General features: G+C 61.4%; 15 protein-coding genes. 11 read left to right on the top strand and 4 right to left on the bottom strand.

The window, feature by feature from the left end; translation table 11 throughout:
* Positions 1-2 precede the first annotated feature (2 nt).
* The 6 genes from cysS to B5T_RS04380 all read left to right on the top strand — a co-directional run bounded on the left by cysS (position 3) and on the right by B5T_RS04380 (position 6,669).
* Positions 3-1,385 (top strand): cysteine--tRNA ligase, encoded by a 1,383-nt coding sequence (gene cysS, locus B5T_RS04405; RefSeq protein WP_014993261.1) that lies wholly within the window; start codon positions 3-5, stop codon positions 1,383-1,385.
* Between the two features lie 204 nt (positions 1,386-1,589).
* Positions 1,590-1,904 (top strand): membrane protein insertion efficiency factor YidD, encoded by a 315-nt coding sequence (yidD, locus tag B5T_RS22470; RefSeq protein ID WP_014993260.1) that lies wholly within the window; start codon positions 1,590-1,592, stop codon positions 1,902-1,904.
* The gene (locus B5T_RS04395; protein ID WP_014993259.1) at positions 1,891-2,220 is read left to right on the top strand and encodes a hypothetical protein; all 330 of its coding nucleotides are present in this window, start codon (positions 1,891-1,893) and stop codon (positions 2,218-2,220) included. Before yidD ends, B5T_RS04395 begins: the two co-directional genes overlap by 14 nt.
* Before the next feature lie 119 nt (positions 2,221-2,339).
* Positions 2,340-4,460: a TonB-dependent receptor domain-containing protein gene (locus tag B5T_RS04390; protein ID WP_014993258.1), complete on the top strand. Its 2,121-nt coding sequence runs from the start codon at positions 2,340-2,342 to the stop codon at positions 4,458-4,460.
* An 87-nt stretch (positions 4,461-4,547) separates the two neighbouring features.
* A complete protein-coding gene (locus B5T_RS04385; protein ID WP_014993257.1) occupies positions 4,548-5,858 on the top strand; it encodes a hypothetical protein in 1,311 nt (436 codons plus the stop codon).
* A 292-nt stretch (positions 5,859-6,150) separates the two neighbouring features.
* Positions 6,151-6,669 carry a porin family protein gene (locus tag B5T_RS04380; protein ID WP_014993256.1) on the top strand — a complete coding sequence of 173 codons (519 nt, stop codon included), beginning with the start codon at positions 6,151-6,153 and terminating at the stop codon, positions 6,667-6,669.
* Between the two features lie 76 nt (positions 6,670-6,745).
* Here the strand turns inward: B5T_RS04380 and folE2 are convergent, their stop codons facing one another.
* The 3 genes from folE2 to B5T_RS04365 all read right to left on the bottom strand — a co-directional run bounded on the left by folE2 (position 6,746) and on the right by B5T_RS04365 (position 10,477).
* Positions 6,746-7,702, bottom strand: a complete 957-nt coding sequence (gene folE2 / locus B5T_RS04375; RefSeq protein ID WP_014993255.1) for a GTP cyclohydrolase FolE2 — start codon at positions 7,700-7,702, stop codon at positions 6,746-6,748.
* A gap of 360 nt (positions 7,703-8,062) precedes the next feature.
* Positions 8,063-9,001, bottom strand: coding sequence for a tetratricopeptide repeat protein (locus B5T_RS04370; protein ID WP_014993254.1), 939 nt, complete (start codon positions 8,999-9,001; stop codon positions 8,063-8,065).
* 3 nt (positions 9,002-9,004) lie between these two features.
* A complete protein-coding gene (locus B5T_RS04365) occupies positions 9,005-10,477 on the bottom strand; it encodes a sodium/proline symporter (protein WP_014993253.1) in 1,473 nt (490 codons plus the stop codon).
* A 194-nt stretch (positions 10,478-10,671) separates the two neighbouring features.
* On the opposite strand from B5T_RS04365, the gene B5T_RS04360 reads away from it, so the two are divergent.
* From B5T_RS04360 to B5T_RS04340, 5 genes are all read left to right on the top strand, one after another.
* Positions 10,672-11,205: a MarR family winged helix-turn-helix transcriptional regulator gene (locus B5T_RS04360; protein ID WP_014993252.1), complete on the top strand. Its 534-nt coding sequence runs from the start codon at positions 10,672-10,674 to the stop codon at positions 11,203-11,205.
* Positions 11,206-11,209: 4 nt separating this feature from the next.
* Entirely contained in the window at positions 11,210-11,743 is a 534-nt protein-coding gene (gene ectA / locus B5T_RS04355; protein WP_014993251.1) for a diaminobutyrate acetyltransferase, read from the top strand.
* Positions 11,744-11,771: 28 nt separating this feature from the next.
* Positions 11,772-13,064 carry a diaminobutyrate--2-oxoglutarate transaminase gene (ectB, locus tag B5T_RS04350; protein ID WP_014993250.1) on the top strand — a complete coding sequence of 431 codons (1,293 nt, stop codon included), beginning with the start codon at positions 11,772-11,774 and terminating at the stop codon, positions 13,062-13,064.
* Positions 13,065-13,129: 65 nt separating this feature from the next.
* Entirely contained in the window at positions 13,130-13,528 is a 399-nt protein-coding gene (locus B5T_RS04345; protein ID WP_014993249.1) for an ectoine synthase, read from the top strand.
* A gap of 80 nt (positions 13,529-13,608) precedes the next feature.
* Complete coding sequence (locus tag B5T_RS04340; RefSeq protein ID WP_014993248.1) at positions 13,609-14,259, top strand: response regulator; 651 nt, start codon at positions 13,609-13,611, stop codon at positions 14,257-14,259.
* Position 14,260: 1 nt separating this feature from the next.
* Here B5T_RS04340 and B5T_RS04335 read toward each other — a convergent pair whose 3' ends face one another.
* Positions 14,261-17,725, bottom strand: a complete 3,465-nt coding sequence (locus B5T_RS04335; protein WP_014993247.1) for a hybrid sensor histidine kinase/response regulator — start codon at positions 17,723-17,725, stop codon at positions 14,261-14,263.
* Positions 17,726-17,754: the final 29 nt, after the last annotated feature.

Here is a 17,754-nt window from a genome sequence, read left to right as displayed (position 1 = left end):
CCATGCTGAAACTGCACAACACCCTGACCGGCCGCAAGGACGATTTCATCCCGCTGGACCCGAACCGCATCACCCTCTATGTGTGTGGGCCCACGGTGTACAACTACGTCCACATCGGCAACGCCCGTCCGGTGGTGGTGTTCGATGTGCTCTACCGGCTGCTGCAGAGGCTCTATCCCCAGGTGGTGTACGCCCGCAACATCACCGATATCGACGACAAGATCATCAAGGCGGCGGCGGACAACGGCGAGGACATCGGCGCCCTCACCGCCCGCTTCACCACGGCCTTCGAAGAAGACATGGGGCGGCTCAACGCCCTGCCTCCCACCGTGGTGCCCAAGGCCACCGATCACATCGGTGACATGCTCACCATGATCGAAACGCTGATCGCCAAGGGGCATGCCTACGAGGCCGATGGCCATGTGCTGTTCGCGGTGGAATCCATGCCCGACTACGGCAAGCTCTCCGGGCGCAACCTGGAAGACATGCTCGCCGGCGCACGTGTGGAAGTGGCGGACTATAAGCGCCACCCCGGCGACTTCGTGCTGTGGAAACCGTCCAGCGATGACCAGCCCGGCTGGGATTCGCCCTGGGGACGCGGCCGGCCGGGCTGGCACATCGAATGCTCGGCGATGATTCACAAGCATCTCGGCGATGTCATCGATATTCATGGCGGCGGGCAGGATCTGATCTTCCCCCACCACGAGAACGAGATCGCCCAGGGCTGCTGCGCCCACGGCACCGAGTATGTGCGCTACTGGATGCACAACGGCTACATCAACATCGATGGCGAAAAGATGTCCAAATCCCTGGGCAATTTCCGCCTGGTCCGCGAGCTGTTGAAGGAATACGCCGGCGAGGTGCTGCGTTTCGCGCTGCTCTCCAGCCACTACCGTTCGCCGCTGAACTTCTCCGCCGAGGTGCTGGATCAGGCCGGCAAGAGCCTGGACGGCCTTTACTACGCCCTGCTGGGACGCGGCGAACAGGTCGAGCCCGATACCGGCTACCGTCTGCCGGAGGATCACCCGGTGCTGCTGGCTCTGCGCGACGATCTCAATACCGCCGAGGCGATCAGCGCTCTGCACGCAGTGGCGGCGAAGCTGAACAAGGCGGATCTGCCGGAAAAACCGGTACTCAAAGCGGAACTGCTGGCCGGCGCCGGACTGTTGGGCTTACTGGAATCCGATCCGGTGGCCTGGTTCCAGAACCAGGGCAGCGCCGATGACGGCCTCGCCAACGACGAGATCGACGCCCTGGTGGCGGAACGGACCGCGGCGAAGAAAGCCCGCGATTTCGCCCGCGCCGACCAGATCCGCGACCAGCTCAAGGACGCCGGCATCCAACTGGAGGACACCCGTGAGGGCACCCGCTGGAGCCGGGACTAGGGGCTGACACGCTGACACGCAACACGCTAAACCCGTGGCGGAGGGGAATGGTGTGTTTCCTGACAGGGGACAGGAAACACACCACGGTTTCAGAGCCAGGGTTTAGCGTGAAAGCGTGTTGCGTGCTGCGTGTTGCCGCCAAATGACAGACAAATGTCATCTTCCTCGGGTATGCTGGCCGGATTCTGATTGGGAGTCGCCACCGTGAAACGGGTTCTACTGGCCAGCCTGCGTTTCTACCAGGGCTATTTAAGCCCCTGGCTGGGCAACCAGTGCCGTTTCTATCCCACTTGCTCCGAGTACGCGCGCCAGGCGGTGGAGCACCATGGCGCCTTGCGCGGCAGCGCCCTGGCGGCGCGCCGTTTGTGCAAATGCCATCCCTGGCATCCCGGCGGTTTTGATCCGGTACCAGGCCAGCCGCACCCGCTGCATGGCGACGCTCAGCATGATGGTCCCCAGCAAAACGGCTTCCAGAGCAACGGCCCCAAGGCTAACGGAGAGGACCATGTGTCCCCGTAGCGCCAGGGCCTTCCCGGTTCGTCTCCTGCTACTCTCCCTGCTGCTGATCGCCGGTCAGTGGCAGATGGCCTGGCACACCACCGAGCATTTGCCGACCGCCACGTCCCAGGCCGGCGACATTCCCGACGATGGCGGCACCTCCGCCGCCCCCCATTGCCAGCACTGCGCGCCGGTACAGATTGCCGTGCCGCCCGCCACGCTGGTTCAGCATAACCCCCCGGCGGAGCCATTCTGGCGCCCGCTGGCGCAGGGCCGTGGCCATACCCAGGCCAATCTGCGCGCCTACCTTTCCCGCGCCCCACCTCTGTCCACCTGATCTCCGATTTCGCAGCCGCCTCAAGCGGTTCGGGTTTCGATAGCGCATTTGTTATGATATAACATTCGCAGCATGCCAAGGCATGCTCCGCGTGCCTGTTCGATAGAGGAAAAGAGTCCATGAGACGCAAAGCTTTACCCCTGCCACTGGCCCTGGGGCTGATGGCCGGTGCCACCCTGACCGCCCTGCCCGCATCGGCGCAACAGAACGACAACGCCGATGATCAAGCGTCCCGGCAGCCGTCCCATCAGTTGGATTCGGTACAGGTGTCCGCCCTGCCTTTTGACGAGGACGCCGCCAGCGGCGCCTCGTCGTTCGGCTTGCTGGAGGACGGCCTGCTGTTCCAGCGCAGCAACGCCACCCTCGGCAACACACTGGAGGGGTTGCCCGGTGTTCATTCGGACACCTTCGGCGGCGGCTCCAGCCGTCCTGTGATCCGCGGCCAGGGCGCGCCACGGGTAAGCGTGCTGTCTGATGGTGCCCGTCTGTTCGACGCCTCGGATATCTCCCCGGACCACGCCACCACGGTGGAGCCCATGCTCGCCCGCAAGGTGGAGGTACTGCGTGGCCCGTCCACCCTGCTCTATGGCGGCGGCGCCATCGGCGGCGTGGTCAACGTCCTGGACGACAAGATCCCCACCCGCATGCCGGACCGTCCGGTGGAGGGCTTTGTTGCCGCCCGTGGCAATACGGTGGCCAACGAAAAGGCCGGTGCCGCCGGCATCACCGCCCGCGCCGGCGACCATTTCGCGGTGCACGTGGAAGGCTCCCGGCGCCGCGCCGACGACTATGAAGTGAATGGCTTCACCGTACCCGACATCGATGGCACCTACGCCGACAGCGACAATGTCAGTGTCGGTGCTTCCTGGATCGGCGAGCGCGGCTATCTGGGCATGGCCTACTCCTACCGCAGCGACATCTACGGTCTGCCCGGTCACAGCCATGAATTCGAGGGGTGCGGGGCCAATGGCGATCAATTGTCCTGTGATGGGGATGGTCATGACCATGATCACGACCACGGCGAAGGCGAGCACGCACCGCCTTACGTGGACCTGGACGCCCGCCGCATTGATCTGCGCGGTGAATACCGGCAGCCGCTGCCCGGCATCGAGAAGGTCAAGGTGCGCTCCAGCCACACCGACTATCGCCATCATGAAATCGAGGGCGGCGAAGTGGGCACCACTTTCCGTCACAAGGGCTATGAAACCCGGGTGGAAGCGGAGCACGCGCCAATTGGCGGCTGGCATGGCGTGGTCGGTTTCCAGTACGCCGATCACCAGTTCAACACCCAGGGCACCGAAGCCTTGATGCCAAAGACCGACACCGAAACCCTCGGCGTGTTCGCGGTGGAACACTATCGCTTCTCCGAACAGTGGCACCTGGAAGTGGGCGCCCGTCACGAGCATCAGCGCCTGGACCCGGTGGAGGATCCGCTGAACCGGCCGTCCTACAGTGACTCCGCCAATTCGCTATCGGCGGCGCTGACCTGGGCGTTCCTGCCGGACTACAACGTATCGCTGTCCGCCACCCGTGCCCAGCGCATGCCCCATGCCCAGGAGATGTACGCCCGGGGGGTTCACCTGGCCACCAACACCTATGAGTGCGGCCTGGTGTCCAGCAGCTACACCTGCGGCGCACCGGGTGATGATTCCGCCATTCATAAGGAAACCTCGCGCAACATCGGCCTGAATCTGCGCAAGGTTCGCGGTGATCTGACCTTCGATGTCGGTCTGTTCCATAACCAGGTGGACAACTACATCTACGCCCGCACCCTGGATCAGATCGAGGAATTCCGCCTGATCAAGTACACCCAGGACGATGTGGAGTTCACCGGCGCCGAAGCCGAGATGCGCTATCAATGGACACCGCGTTGGTCCACCACGGTGTTCGGCGACATTGTCAAAGCCCAGTTCAGTCGCGGCGGCAACGAGCTGCCACGGATTCCGGCCAAGCGTCTGGGCGGCCGCGTCAACACCTACTGGCGGGCGTTCGACGGCGAGCTGGAGTTCTATCGGATGTTCCCGCAGAACGACATCGCCGGCTACGAAAGCCGCACTCCGGGCTACGACATGCTCAACGCCACCCTCAGCTACACCCTGGAAGGGGCCCAGCGCTACAGCGTTTATCTGCGCGGCAGCAACCTGCTGGGCGAGGAAGTGTGGAATCACACCTCCTTCCTGGCCCGCACCGTGCCGGAGCCAGGCCGCAATCTGACCGTCGGCATGCGCATGGAATTCTGAGACCGGCCGGGCCCTTTGAGGGTCCGGTGCGATCCATTACTGAAACGCTATAACGTCATAAAACCGCAACAAATTCAGGAACGACACATGAACAACTCATTGCACTCCGCCCTGCCCCGCCTCGGCGCCTTGACCCTGGCCCTGCTGTTGGCCGCCTGTAACAACGACACCGGCAGCACCACCCTGCCCGGCGGCGACGATGATCACGACCATGACCACGAGGAGACGGCCGGCCGTCTGGTCTTCACTCAGGCCGCGGGCAATAACTCCCGCGTTTACGTTTACGATCTGGAACAACAGGCCACTATCGCCGATTTCGCTCTGACCTATCCGGCCACCGCACTGCACGCCAGCCCCGGCGGCCGCTACGCGGTGATCATGCAACGTGACAACGATCAGGTGCAGATTCTGGATGGCGGCATCTGGCTGCACGAAGACCATGTTGACACCGGCACTCCCGGGCTCACCGCACTGACACTGTATGGCGTAAAGCCCACCCATTACCGCGGCAACGACGGGCTCGGCACGGTGTTTTTCGACGGAGACGCCGCCACCGGTTCCCAGTTCCAGTTATTCAGTGACAGCAGCCTGGAAAGTGACGGCGTCATTGCCTCTCAGATTCTTGAGCAAGCGCACCACGGCATCGCCGAACCGCGCGGCGAGTGGGTGCTGAGCAGTAACGTCAGCGACGGAGCGAGCGGCGCCGACGGCATCGCGCTGTATCACTTGCACGGTGACCACTTCCATGCCGAGGGCACCCTGGCCACCGCCTGCCCGGGCCTTCATGGCGGCGCCTCCAATACCACCTATTCCGTATTCGGTTGCGAGGACGGTGCGCTGGTGGCGGAGTTGCACGGCGACCACTTCCACGATCACAAGGTCACCGCACCGGAGCGTCTGGCGACGATCCTGGGCAGTACCGATCTGGCGGATTTCGCCGCCCTCTCCTACCCCGCCTATAACCTCTACCGGATTGCCCCGGATGCCACCGAGGCCGAGCAGATCGTGTGGCGCGAGAGCACCACCGCCGACGCCAAGCCACTCGCCTACGGTCTGGACCCGCACGGAGAGCACCTGGTGATCCTCGATGATTCCGGCATTCTGCATGTGATCGATACCGCCGAGTGGCACCACCATGGGCAGATCACGGTATTGGATCAGGTCCCGGCCGACGGCGCCCCGGCACCAGCCCTGGCCTTCAGCGGCGATGGCCACGAGGTGTTCGTCTCCGACCCCCAGGCCCAGGCCATTCATCGCGTGGAACTGGAGTCCCTGACCGTGACCGCTGAAGTGGCGGATCTCGGCTTCGCTCCGTTGGGGCTGGCCTGGACCGGTGCCGCCGAAGAACATGACGAGCACGACGGCGAAGAAGAAGGCGAGCACGACCACGAGCATTAAACGGTAAGCGGGCTGTTCCGCAACCATGGACCAGCCTGCTCATACACAACACCCTGGCAAGCGCCCACAGCGGCTCCGTGGCGCAAACTGTGGGAGCCAGCTTGCTGGCGAATACGACCTTCGGCGTTGGCACATTCGCTTGCAGGCAAGCTCCTACAGCGACTCCGTAATGATCTCTGAATAACAGATATCAAATGGGAGGAGCGTGTCGCAACCCGCCAACCTTTCTTACGCAGCAAACTTCATTACAATGACAGCACTCTATCGTGGTTGTGATGAAAGGACTGTTGTAATGAAGAAAACATGGCTTTTGGCCGTCGGCCTGGCCCTGCCCATGATCGCCAACGCCAGCGGCTTCGCCGGGCTGGACTACGTGAGCAGCAAGGTGGAACCGGATCGCGGCGGCAGCGCCAAACCCTCGGCGCTGCAGTTCAAGCTGGGCACCTGGATCAACCGCACCGAAACCCTGGGCGGCGAAGTACGCATTGGTCTGGGGCTGGATGACGACAGCCTGGGCAATGGCACCAAGGTGGAAATCGACCGCCAGTACGGCGCTTATTTTCGCGGGCAGTTCCCCAACTCCATGCCGATCCGCCCCTATGGTCTGATTGGCGTCACCCGGGTGGAAACCACCCACGACTATCGCGCCGGCGGCTCCAGCAGCAAGAACTACAGCGACCTTTCCCTGGGTCTGGGTGCGGACTTTCCCGTCAGCCCCAAGGTGTTTCTGAGTGTGGAGTATCTGCGTGCCGTGGACAGCAGCGGTGATGAGGTCAACAACCTGGCGTTCGGCGTCAACGGCCGGTTCTGAGGGAATTCAGAGGAAAAACAATCGCGGCCAGTGGGGCTTGCACCCACGGGCCGCGTTTCTTGTCAGAAAATCAGCGTCACGGAATCGGCAGGTAGCCGCCGTCCACTTCCTTGGTGACAATCGCCACCGCGTTGTGAGCGTGCAGGCTTTCCAGGTGATTCACCCGCAGCCAGAAGTCGCGGTAGCAGGGTTGAGGATCCAACGCATGCTTGAGACGACGCGCCGCATCTTCACAAAACATCAGATTCTGGCCATTCAGCAGCGCGAATTCCTGCTCATCGATACGCTTGACCGCCGTCTGCACCGGCGTTTTCAGCGCCTCTTCGATGGCGTCGATCAGCGCCGTGATCGGGAAGGATTCAGCGGCCTTATCGAGCAATACCCGGACCTGCGCGATACTGCGCTGGCTGTGGGGCGTGGCGCGAATGCCTTCCTCGGTACCGAGCCACTCGAACACCTCGTCCACATCCACTTTGCCGGACTGAAAATCCTCGCGGAATTGCTCCTGGATCAACTGTCGGGCCAGCGCCGCGGAACAGGGGCAGGTGGAAGAGTACGGCACTTCCACGTACATCTCGGTGCACAGCCCTTCTTCACCCAGTGACGCCTTGATGCTCACGGTATAGCTCTTCCAGCCGGCGTAGCTGCTCTTGAGCGCCGGGCGGCGCATGGAATATTCGAAATCGAACTGCACGAAACCACGGGTGCTGAGCCCCTCATGGGTTTCCAGGAAATTGCCGAGCAGCTGTTCGATGGAAGCCGGGCTTACCGAATGATCCCCGAAGGTTTCCTCCAGCATCAAATACAGGCGCGACATGTGGATGCCCTTGGCATCCGGATTAGCCAGATTGACGTAGGCCTGAATGGAGGTGCTCACCGGGCGCTCGCCGACCCGGGTATCACTGACCCGTGCGGGCAGGTGAATTTCACTCATGCCGACCCAGTCGAGGGTGCCGCCGATATGGTCGACCATGGAGTTGGATGCCACATCAGGCATCGCCTTGGTGTTGTCCGCACCACTTTCGCGCTTCATGGAAATCTCCGATAAGGACGACCGGAACGCAGGATGGCGCTAATCGGATGCCGGGACACAGAATGGCGCCCAACGAATCAGCACTGATGGCAATCCGACTGTCATCGTCCAGTCACTCAGGGGCGCAGAGTGTAGCAGAAACCTTCCGCCAAATAGACCTGTTGCTGATGAGGAAATAGCCGTGAAAAGCCCGGATTACAGGCTCATGGCAGCGCCGGGGAGCGGTGAATTACGACGCCGATTGGCACTTGGACTGTTATCTCCTTGAAATATAAAGAGAAATATACAGACTTTATGGTGGCCGGAGTACCGGCTCCGGCCCGGCCAACAGCTTTCTCTCATGGCACTGACAGCATCGACCTATGGGTCGAGAGGCTCCTCACCGCCGATCAGAGCCTGGAACCGGGGCAGGTCCCGCAATGGCTGGAACATTTCCTCCGCCCGGGCATGCTGACGTAGCGCGTCCGACTGATTCACCGCCTGCTCCAGATCACGCAGGGCGTTATCGGTTTCGCCCAGTCCGGTCCAGGCGCAAGCGCGCTGGTAGAGCGCATGGGAGTTATCTTCGTCCACTTCGAGCACCCGGTCACACAGACTCAGCGCCCATCGCTGCTCACCCAGCTCCAGTGCGGCATCGGCCTTCCATGCCAGCGCTTCCGGGTCGTCCGGGCGCAGTTCCAGGATGCGGTCGTACAGCTCGATTTTCTCCTTATAGCTGGGCTCCTTGGAGGCCTTCAGCCACAGGCTGTGGATCTCGTTGGTGCGCTCGATTTCCTCCTGATTCTCGGCGATGGTGAGGGACTTCTTGCGCAGCTCCTTCTCCAGGTCCGCCAGCCGTGATTCGTACTCCACGGTCAGACGGGACATCTCCTTCTCGGCGTAAACACGGACGTTGTCCTTGAGATCCCGGATCGTGGACCAGCCCACCAGCGCCAGAATCGAAGCGGCGCCGGCGATCAGGTAAAAGAAGTACGTCACCGTGTTGGTGGCGTAGCCCATGGCCTTGTCCGCCACTTCCAGTTCCCGGTCGGTGACCTGCTTGGTCATCTCGTTGCGGTATTCCATCATGTCCTGACGGAGGGAACGCAATTCGCCGAGAATCCAGTTTTCACGGAACTGGGAAATCACCGGCCCTTTTTCAATCTCGCTTTGCGCCTCAGGCCGGGGCGCACCCTGTGAGTCTTCCGGAGCCTGTGAGGTTTGGGCCTGGACCGCCAGCGGCAACATCAGACAACCGATCAACACACCCACTTTTCCGCCAACACGGCCGAGCCGCTGAAGCAGCGCTTTGCGGAACACGATTCACCTCTTGCTGAGTCCCTGGGAACCTTCCAATGGGCGACGTTCGCCCAAACCGGTGAGGTGCCCCATGGCAAACACCAGCCAGGCGGCGACCATCGCCGGAAAAACCTCCGACATGGTCGCATTAAGCCCCGCCAGGCGCCAGCCGACCGCCACCACGGTGGCAACGACAACCATACTCACCGCCACCGGCTCACCGGGACGGCCACCCAGCGCGTAAACCACCAGCAGACTGCCGAACGAAGCACCGAGAATCCCCCAGGCGAACAACACCAGATCAAACACATTCTCGTTGGCGAACAGGGCAATCCCCAGGGACGCCACCACCACCACCAGGGTGATGACACGGGCAGTGCCGTAACCATGCCAGCGGCGTGGCATCAGATCCCTGGACAGGCAAGCGCTGCAGCTGAGAATCAGTGAATCCACGGTGGAGATGGTGGCCGCGAACAACCCCGCCAGCACCAGCCCGGTGGCCACATCCGGCAACAGTTCCTGGGCCATTACCGGCAACGCCAGTTCCGCGTCCAGGTTACCGGCATCCATCACCAGCGACGGGTCGACAATGCCCTGGTCCATCAACAGCCGAGCCATCATCCCGACGCCCACCGCCAGCGTGTAGAAAGCGATGAACCAGGCGTAGTAATAGCAACGGGCACGACGCACCGAGCCGGCGTTCGTCACCGCCATGAAGCGCACCATGACATGGGGCTGACCGATCACCGCGGCGCCGGCGAACGTCCAGCCCACCAGAAACAGCACCGGCCCTTGCCATCCCAGTGCCAGGCTCGCCTCGGAAAAGAACCGGAAGAAATGATCGGAGACACCGTGCAACCCGGTCCAGGCCGCCTCCCAGCCACCGACCATATACACCGCGGTCCACAGCATCACCGTCATGGCCACGATCATCACCACCGATTGCGCCGCGTCGGTCCAGATCGAAGCACGCAGCCCGCCGGAAAAGCCATAGAACAACACCATCACCGCGCCGATGACCGCGCCGGTACGGGTATCCCAGTCGAACAGGGCATGCAGCGCCTTGCCACCGGCCTTGAACTGAGCCGCCGCGTAGACCCCCAGCAACACCACGGCGATAGCCGCCGCCACCGTCTTCAATACTTTGAACTCCGTACCATTCCAGTTGGACAGCAGTTCCGGAAACGTCAGGCTGTCCCGCTTCTCCGCGGTTTCACGGATGCGGCGGGCCACCAGAGTGGAGGCCATCCAGTCGCCGAGAATCCAGCCCACCATCATGGTGAACGCCGGCAAACCGGTGGCGTAGGTGTAGCCGATCACACCGATGAACATGAACCCGGAATTATTGGTGGCGACGGCGGAAAGTCCGATCAGGGACGGTGCCACGCCGGAGCCGGCGAGCAGGTAATCGGCCTGGCTTCGGGAGCGCACCAGCACCGAAGCAAAGCCAATCAGAAGAAACAACAACATGAAGCCAATGAAGCTCGCCAGAACCATCAGGCGCCTCCCCGAACAGCCAATTACTTTGACATCTAAATATTATATCTCTAAAATAGCCTACCACTTTGAACCACGGAGGTCCCGGCCTTGCCGCCTGGTTAGCCGAAACCAATCGAAAAAAACCCTTTCAACTCGAAATTGCGTTTTTCTTTTTTCAGTCATATTGATTCGCTATCAAGGCAATAACGGACATGGCCAGACACGACGAAGTGTTGATTGCGTTAAGGCAGATCATTCGCGCCACCGACTTGTACTCCCGGAAGTTGAGCAAGGTTGCCGGTCTCACCGCGCCTCAGCTGCTGGTGCTGCAAGCGATCAAACCCCATGGGGAATTGACCATGGGCGACATCGCCAATGAGGTATCAGTGAGCCAGGCCACGGTCACCACCATTCTTGACCGCCTGGAGAAACGGGGGCTGATCGAACGCAAACGTGGCGAACAGGACAAGCGCCGCGTTTACGCCTCGCTCACCGGCGAAGGCGGCGCTATTCTTGAACGAGCCCCGACCCCTCTCCAGGAGGAGTTCATGGCCCGTTTCGAGCAGCTTCAGGACTGGGAGCAGACATTGATTCTCAGTTCCCTGCAACGGGTTGCCGCGATGATGAACGCGGGTGACATCGATGCCTCACCGGTACTGGATCTGGGCGCCATCGATCGCGCCCAGCCGGCAACCGAAGAGCGCCGGGGCCGCCACCGTACCCATTCCCAAACCGACCAGAAGTGACACCATGCCTGCAGATGACACGACCGACAAAAAACACCAGGACGACGACCTGACCCTGCGCAAGCCGGAAAGCCAGGACGGCCCCCGGGTGCATCAGTTGATCGCAGAGTGCAAACCCCTGGATGAGAACTCCGTCTACTGCAACCTGCTGCAATGCACCCATTTCGCCGACACCTCGGTGGCGGCGGAACTGGATGGCGACCTGGTCGGCTTCATCTCCGGCTACCTTCCGCCCAAGCAACAGGACACCCTGTTTGTGTGGCAGGTAGCGGTGCATGAGAAAGCGCGGGGCCGGGGCCTTGCCAAGCGCATGCTGGCCGCCCTGCTGGAGCGTGACGAAGCCGCGGATGTGCGCTACATCGAAACCACCATCACTCCGGACAATGAAGCATCCTGGGGTATGTTCCGCAGCTTCGCCTACGAGCGCCGCATGCCCACCGAGGAATTCATCCTGTTCGACTCGCGCCTGCATTTCGCCGGCCAGCATCAGGATGAACATTTATTGCGCATCGGCCCGTTCAATCGGGACGACGCCTGAAGACGAATTCAGAGAGGACGACGGAACCATGGATACCGACATTTTTGAAAGCCACGAATCGGAAGTAATGAGCTATGCCCGTAGCTTCCCGGTGGTCTTCGACCAGGCCAAGGGCAGCTACCTGTACGACGAAACCGGTGCCGAGTACATCGACTTTCTGGCGGGGGCCGGCACGCTCAACTACGGCCACAACAACCCGATCCTGAAAGAAAAACTGCTCGAGTACATCCAGCGCGACGGCATCGTCCATGGTCTGGACATGCACACCACCGCCAAGCGGGAATTCATGGACGCCTTCTATGAGGTGATCCTCAAACCCCGCGATATGGACCATGTCATGCAGTTCACCGGCCCCACCGGCACCAACGCGGTGGAAGCGGCGCTGAAAATCGCCCGTAACATCAAGGGCCGTCACAATATCATCGCCTTCACCAACGGCTTCCACGGCGTCAGCCTGGGTGCCCTGGCGGCCACCGGTAACAGTCACCACCGTGGCGTGGCCGGCGTCACTCTGAGCGGCGTCAACCGCATGCCCTACGACGGCTATCTGGGCGACGCCTTCGATACCACCGAGTACCTGGACAAGGTGCTGGGCGATTCCTCCAGTGGTGTCGATTTCCCCGCCGCCGTGATCGTGGAAACCGTACAGGGCGAGGGCGGCATCAACGCGGCCAGCTTCGACTGGCTGCGCAACCTGGAGAAAGTGTGTCGCAAGCATGACATGCTGCTGATCCTGGACGACATCCAGGCCGGCTGTGGCCGCACCGGCAGTTTCTTCAGTTTTGACGACGTGGGCATCAACCCGGACATCATCACATTGTCCAAGTCCCTCAGCGGTTATGGCCTGCCGTTCGCCATGGTGCTGCTCAAACCGGAACTGGATCAGTGGAAACCCGGTGAGCACAACGGTACTTTCCGCGGCCACAACCTGGCGTTCGTGACCGCCGCCGCCGCCCTGAATCACTACTGGCGCGACGACAATTTCGCCAAGGAAGTGCAGAAAAAAGCCGACATCATCACCGAGCGTTTCCGCGATATCGCCCGCAGCTATGATGATCACTGGTTCTACCTGAACGGGCGCGGCATGATGCAAGGCTTGGTCTGCCGTGACGGCGAACTGGCCGAGGAAATCACCAAAGCCTGCTTCAAACGCAAATTGGTGATCGAGACCTCCGGCGCCGACGATCAGGTGATCAAGACCCTGTGCCCGCTGACCATCAGCGAGGAAGACCTGGACCGCGCCATGGACATCCTCAAGGACAGCGTGTCCGAGGTCATGACCGACCGGGTCAAACGCAGTGAAGCGCACTCCGTGGGCTGATCCCACTCACGCTCCCCCGTCCGGGGGAGCGCCTTCCTCCCCCGCGATACTCTGGAGCTACTTTAATGATCGTACGCACTCTGGCGGAAGCCGAGAAAACCGAACGCCGCGTGGTCGCGGAAAATGGTAACTGGCAGTCCGTGCGGCTGTCCCTGAAGGAAGACGGCATGGGCCACTCCTTCAACATCACCACCATCTTCAAGGGCACCAAGACCCACATCAAATACGCCAACCACTGGGAATCGGTGTACGTGATCTCAGGCAAGGGCAAAATCGAGATGGTCGAGAGCGGCGACGTCCACGAGTTGACCCCGGGCACCATCTACCTGCTCGACCAGCACGACGAGCACTATCTGTACGGTGGTGAAAACGAAGACATGGTCGTGGCCTGCGCGTTCACTCCGCCGTTGAGCGGCAAGGAAGTCCACGACGAAAACGGTGTTTACCCCGCCGACCTGGACTGACTGTTACTCCCGCACCGACCCGGCGCGCGGTTCCGCGCGCCAATCATGGTATTGCCCCTCGCCATGCGTATAATCGGGGCATGACCCGGATACTGATCGCCGACGACCACCCCCTGTTTCGCGCCGCGCTGCGCCAGGCGGTGGCAAGCAGTTTTGCCGATGCCCGTATTATCGAAGCGGATTCCCTGGCGGCGCTGGAGCGCCTGGGCCAGGACGAGGCCGTGTTCGATCTGATCCTGCTGGATCTGCACATGCCGGGCACACATGGTTTTTCCGGCCTCGTCTATCTGCGCGATATCTATCAACGGGTCCCTCTGGCGGTGATTTCCGCCAACGAAGAGGTCGCCGTGATTCAACGGGCCCTGCACTTTGGCGCCGACGGTTTCATTCCCAAATCCGCCTCGGTGGACGCCATGACCGAAGCGCTCGAACGAATCATGAACGGCGAGCGCTGGGTACCGGAGAAAGCCCGCGGCCCACGGCCGCCCGATCTCGCCGATTACACCGCCATGCGGGAGCGCATCACCAGCCTGACGCCGCAACAATTCCGGGTCATGGGCATGTTGCTGGAAGGCATGCAGAACAAAGTGATCGCTTACGAACTGGATGTCTCCGAAGCCACGGTCAAGGCGCACATGACCGCCATCTTCCGTAAACTCGGTGTCCGCAACCGGACCCAGGCAGTACTGGCACTCAAGGATCTGGCCATCGACCCTCCTGGCGATCTTTGATTCACAACGCCCGCAACACCGCCAGCAAGGCATCCTGATTGACCGGCTTCTGCAGGAACTGCACGCCCATCTCCTCCGCCATGGTGCGGATCTCCGGCCGCCGGTCAGCGGTAATCAAGACCGCCGGCACCACATCGTCCCAGTAGCCGTCCAGCACCTCGATCACCTGAAAACCGGTCTCGCCATGGTCCAGTTGGTAATCCACCACCAGCAAGTCCGGCGCCGGCTGGCTTTTTGCCTTTTCTATCGCCTCGCCCACGGAACCGGCCACCACCGGCTCACACCCCAGTGCACGGAATAACGCTTCCAGACTGGCCAGCAAAGCGGCGTCATTATCGACACAGAACACTCGCATGCCCTGAATGTCCCTCTGCGGTTCCTCGATCACGTCCACCGGCGTGACCAGCGGTGTTTGCGACCGGATACGTGGCACCGAGACGCTGAACACGGTGCCCTTGTCCGGCCAGGAACGCACCGTCAATGGATGTTCCAGCAACCGGCAAATACGGTCCGCGATCGCCAACCCCAACCCCAGCCCCTTCACCTGTCGGCGCCCCTGCTGCGGCAAGCGCAGAAATTCCCGGAACACCTGGGTCAGCTGATCCTCGGGAATACCCGGCCCGGTATCCCAGATCTCGATACGAACCCAGTCGCCATCGCGGCGGCAGCCGAACAACACCTTGCCGCGATCGGTATAACGCACCGCATTGGACAGCAAATTCTGCAGCACCCGTCGCAACAGGGTGGGATCGGTACGCACCTCCACGTCCGCCGCCACCAGGTGCAGGCTCAGCGCCTGATCCCTCGCCAACACGCCGAACTCCTGTCCCAACTGCAGCATCAGGGGCCGCAAACTCACCGGTGCCGGATGAGACGGCATGGTGCCAGTATCCAGCCGGCTGATCTCAAGCAGCGCGGAGATGATTTGCTCCGCCGCCTGCAGCGAGCTGTCGATATGCCCCAGCACCTCTGTTTCGTAGGCAAAATCCGCTTCCTTGCGGCTCAGCCGCTGCCCCAGGGAAGAAACAAACAAGTGCGCCGCGTTGAGCGGCTGCATCAGGTCATGGCCGGCGGCGGCCAGGAAGCGGGTCTTGCCTTCATTGGCCTGCTCCAGTTTGGCATTCAATTCCGATAGCCGGCGGGTCCGTTCGGACACCATCTGCTCCAGGTTTTCATTGATCTGCCGTAACGCAATTTCGTCCCGCTTGCGTTCGGTCACATCCATGTAGGTACTGACGAAACCGCCCCCTTCCATGGGGTTGCCGCGTACTTCCACCACCACACCATTGGGCAATTCCCGCTCGAAGCGGTGAGCATGGCCCTCACGCAGCAACTGCACCCTTTTATTGACGTCCTCTTCCAGATCGCCGCCATCGTAGAAACCCCGTCCGGCGTTATAGCGATACACTTCCCCGATCGGCCTGCCGAGACGAATCAAACCCTCCGGGTATTCGAACATACGCACATAGGCCTGATTCCAGGCCACCACGTTAAGGTCCCGGTCCACCACGCAAATACCCTGACTGATGGTCTCGATGGTGGTGCGCAGCAGTTGATGATTGAACTGAATCAACTGGGACGCCTCGTCCATGATCCGCACCATTTCATCATGGCGCACATTCTGCTTGCTCAGCAGAGAGCCCATCACGATACGCGCGGTGGACGCCCCCATGGCGCCGGCCAACAATCGCTCCACATAGCGCACCAGATGCAACGGCGCCGGCAATTGCAGATCCGCCGGCACCTGACGCCGCTCCAGATAATCGAAGAACAAGGTCCGCGCGCGCGGGTGCCCCAGCCCTCTCTCACACACCTGCAGCAATTCCGCCGTGGAAATCAGCGGATGGCCCATCTTCTCCCGCCACCAATCGGTGGGGGTATCGACAAAGCGGGTGGCCTGGGTTTCATCCAGCGCCTCACGGAAAGAGCGCCGGGAAAAATAGATATAGGCGGCCAGATTCAGACTGAGACTCCAGAACACGCCATGGGTTAACGGATCCAGTCCCTCGATAGCGAACAAGGCGTGGGGCCGCAGCACACCAAGACCGATCAGCCCGTGCAGATTGAGCCAGTCCACCGCCGAATCCGGCAACATCAGCGGCAACAACAGGCAGTACAGCCAGATCACAAAACCCACGATCATGCCGATAAAGGCACCCGTGCGGTGCCCTTTGTGCCAGTACAGCCCCCCCAGCAGCGCCGGCGCGAACTGCGCCACGGCGGCGAAGGAAATCAGCCCCAGGTGAGCCAGCCCCTGAATACGGTCGATGATGGTGTGGAACAGAAACGCCAGAACCAGCAAAAGAACGATACTCAGACGCCGGAGAAAACGCAGTTGACCGCTCAGATCGGACAGCTCCTCCTTGCCCTGGATCCGGTACTGCACCCAGGCCGGCAGCAGAATTTCGTTGGTCAACATGATCGCCAAAGCAATGGTGGAAACGATCACCATGCCGGTGGCGGCGGCGATACCGCCAATAAAGGACACCAACAACAGCCCATGATTGCCGGTGGCCATGGGCAACGACAACATGAACATGTCTTCCTTGGTACCTGGCGGCAGCATCTGCAACCCCGCCGCCACGATCGGCAATACGAACACCGCGAACAGCAGAAGGTACAACGGCAACACCCAGCGACTGCTGCGCAGATGACGGAGATCGTTGTTCTCCACCACCCCCACATGGAACTGCCGGGGCAGACAGATGATGGCCAGCATCGACAGCAGTAACGCGGTGACAAACCCTTGGGAAAACAGGGTCGGCTCGAACAGATCACGGATGGCGACGTCGGCGGTCACCCGATTCCACAGATCGAAGGGACCATTGTAGATACCGAACAAACAAAACAGCCCGATAATGACGAAGGACACCAGCTTGATGAAGGATTCGAAACTGACCGCCAGCATCAATCCGGACTGGTGCTCGGTGGCGTCGATGTGGCGGGTGCCGAATAACAGAGTGAACAGCGCCATCAGCGCCGTGACCACCAAGGCCGTGTCCAGGGGCGGCGACACATCCGCTCCCAGCACGTGCTCGAACGACAAGGTCACCGCCTTCAACTGCAAGGCGATGTAGGGCAAGACACCGATGATGGCCACCAGCGTGACCAGCACCGCCAACCGGCGCGACTTGCCGTAACGGGCGGCCAGAAAGTCGGCGATGGAAGTAATGTGGTGCTGCTTGCCCACCGACACCAGCTTGTAAACCAGCGCGGCGCCGAACAGCACGGTGATGATGGGGCCCAGGTAAATAGGCAGGTAGGTCCAGCCGCGCTGGGCGGCTTCCCCCACGGCGCCATAAAACGTCCATGAGGTGCAGTACACCCCCAGAGCCAGACTGTAACTCCAGGGATTGTTCACCACCCGCAGGCCACGCCGCTCGGCACGATCCCCCCACCAGGCGATGACAAACAGGATCAGAACATACAGCAGCGCCAGGCCGCCCAACTGCCACAGAGAAACCACTTTGCCTCCGAACCGCGATACCGGAAGAC

The sequence above is a fragment of the Alloalcanivorax dieselolei B5 genome (assembly GCF_000300005.1).
GTDB classification, from domain to species: Bacteria; Pseudomonadota; Gammaproteobacteria; order Pseudomonadales; family Alcanivoracaceae; genus Alloalcanivorax; species Alloalcanivorax dieselolei.
This window is presented reverse-complemented; position numbering and strand designations above follow the sequence as displayed.

Excerpts from the sequence above, each read along its gene's own strand:
- cysS (WP_014993261.1), top strand. The coding sequence starts at position 3 with ATGCTGAAACTGCACAACACCCTGACCGGCCGCAAGGACGATTTCATC.
- B5T_RS04395 (WP_014993259.1), top strand. The coding sequence starts at position 1,891 with ATGTGTCCCCGTAGCGCCAGGGCCTTCCCGGTTCGTCTCCTGCTACTC.
- B5T_RS04390 (WP_014993258.1), top strand. The coding sequence starts at position 2,340 with ATGAGACGCAAAGCTTTACCCCTGCCACTGGCCCTGGGGCTGATGGCC.
- B5T_RS04385 (WP_014993257.1), top strand. The coding sequence starts at position 4,548 with ATGAACAACTCATTGCACTCCGCCCTGCCCCGCCTCGGCGCCTTGACC.
- B5T_RS04380 (WP_014993256.1), top strand. The coding sequence starts at position 6,151 with ATGAAGAAAACATGGCTTTTGGCCGTCGGCCTGGCCCTGCCCATGATC.
- folE2 (WP_014993255.1), bottom strand. The coding sequence starts at position 7,702 with ATGAAGCGCGAAAGTGGTGCGGACAACACCAAGGCGATGCCTGATGTG.
- B5T_RS04365 (WP_014993253.1), bottom strand. The coding sequence starts at position 10,477 with ATGGTTCTGGCGAGCTTCATTGGCTTCATGTTGTTGTTTCTTCTGATT.
- B5T_RS04360 (WP_014993252.1), top strand. The coding sequence starts at position 10,672 with ATGGCCAGACACGACGAAGTGTTGATTGCGTTAAGGCAGATCATTCGC.
- ectA (WP_014993251.1), top strand. The coding sequence starts at position 11,210 with ATGCCTGCAGATGACACGACCGACAAAAAACACCAGGACGACGACCTG.
- ectB (WP_014993250.1), top strand. The coding sequence starts at position 11,772 with ATGGATACCGACATTTTTGAAAGCCACGAATCGGAAGTAATGAGCTAT.
- B5T_RS04345 (WP_014993249.1), top strand. The coding sequence starts at position 13,130 with ATGATCGTACGCACTCTGGCGGAAGCCGAGAAAACCGAACGCCGCGTG.
- B5T_RS04340 (WP_014993248.1), top strand. The coding sequence starts at position 13,609 with ATGACCCGGATACTGATCGCCGACGACCACCCCCTGTTTCGCGCCGCG.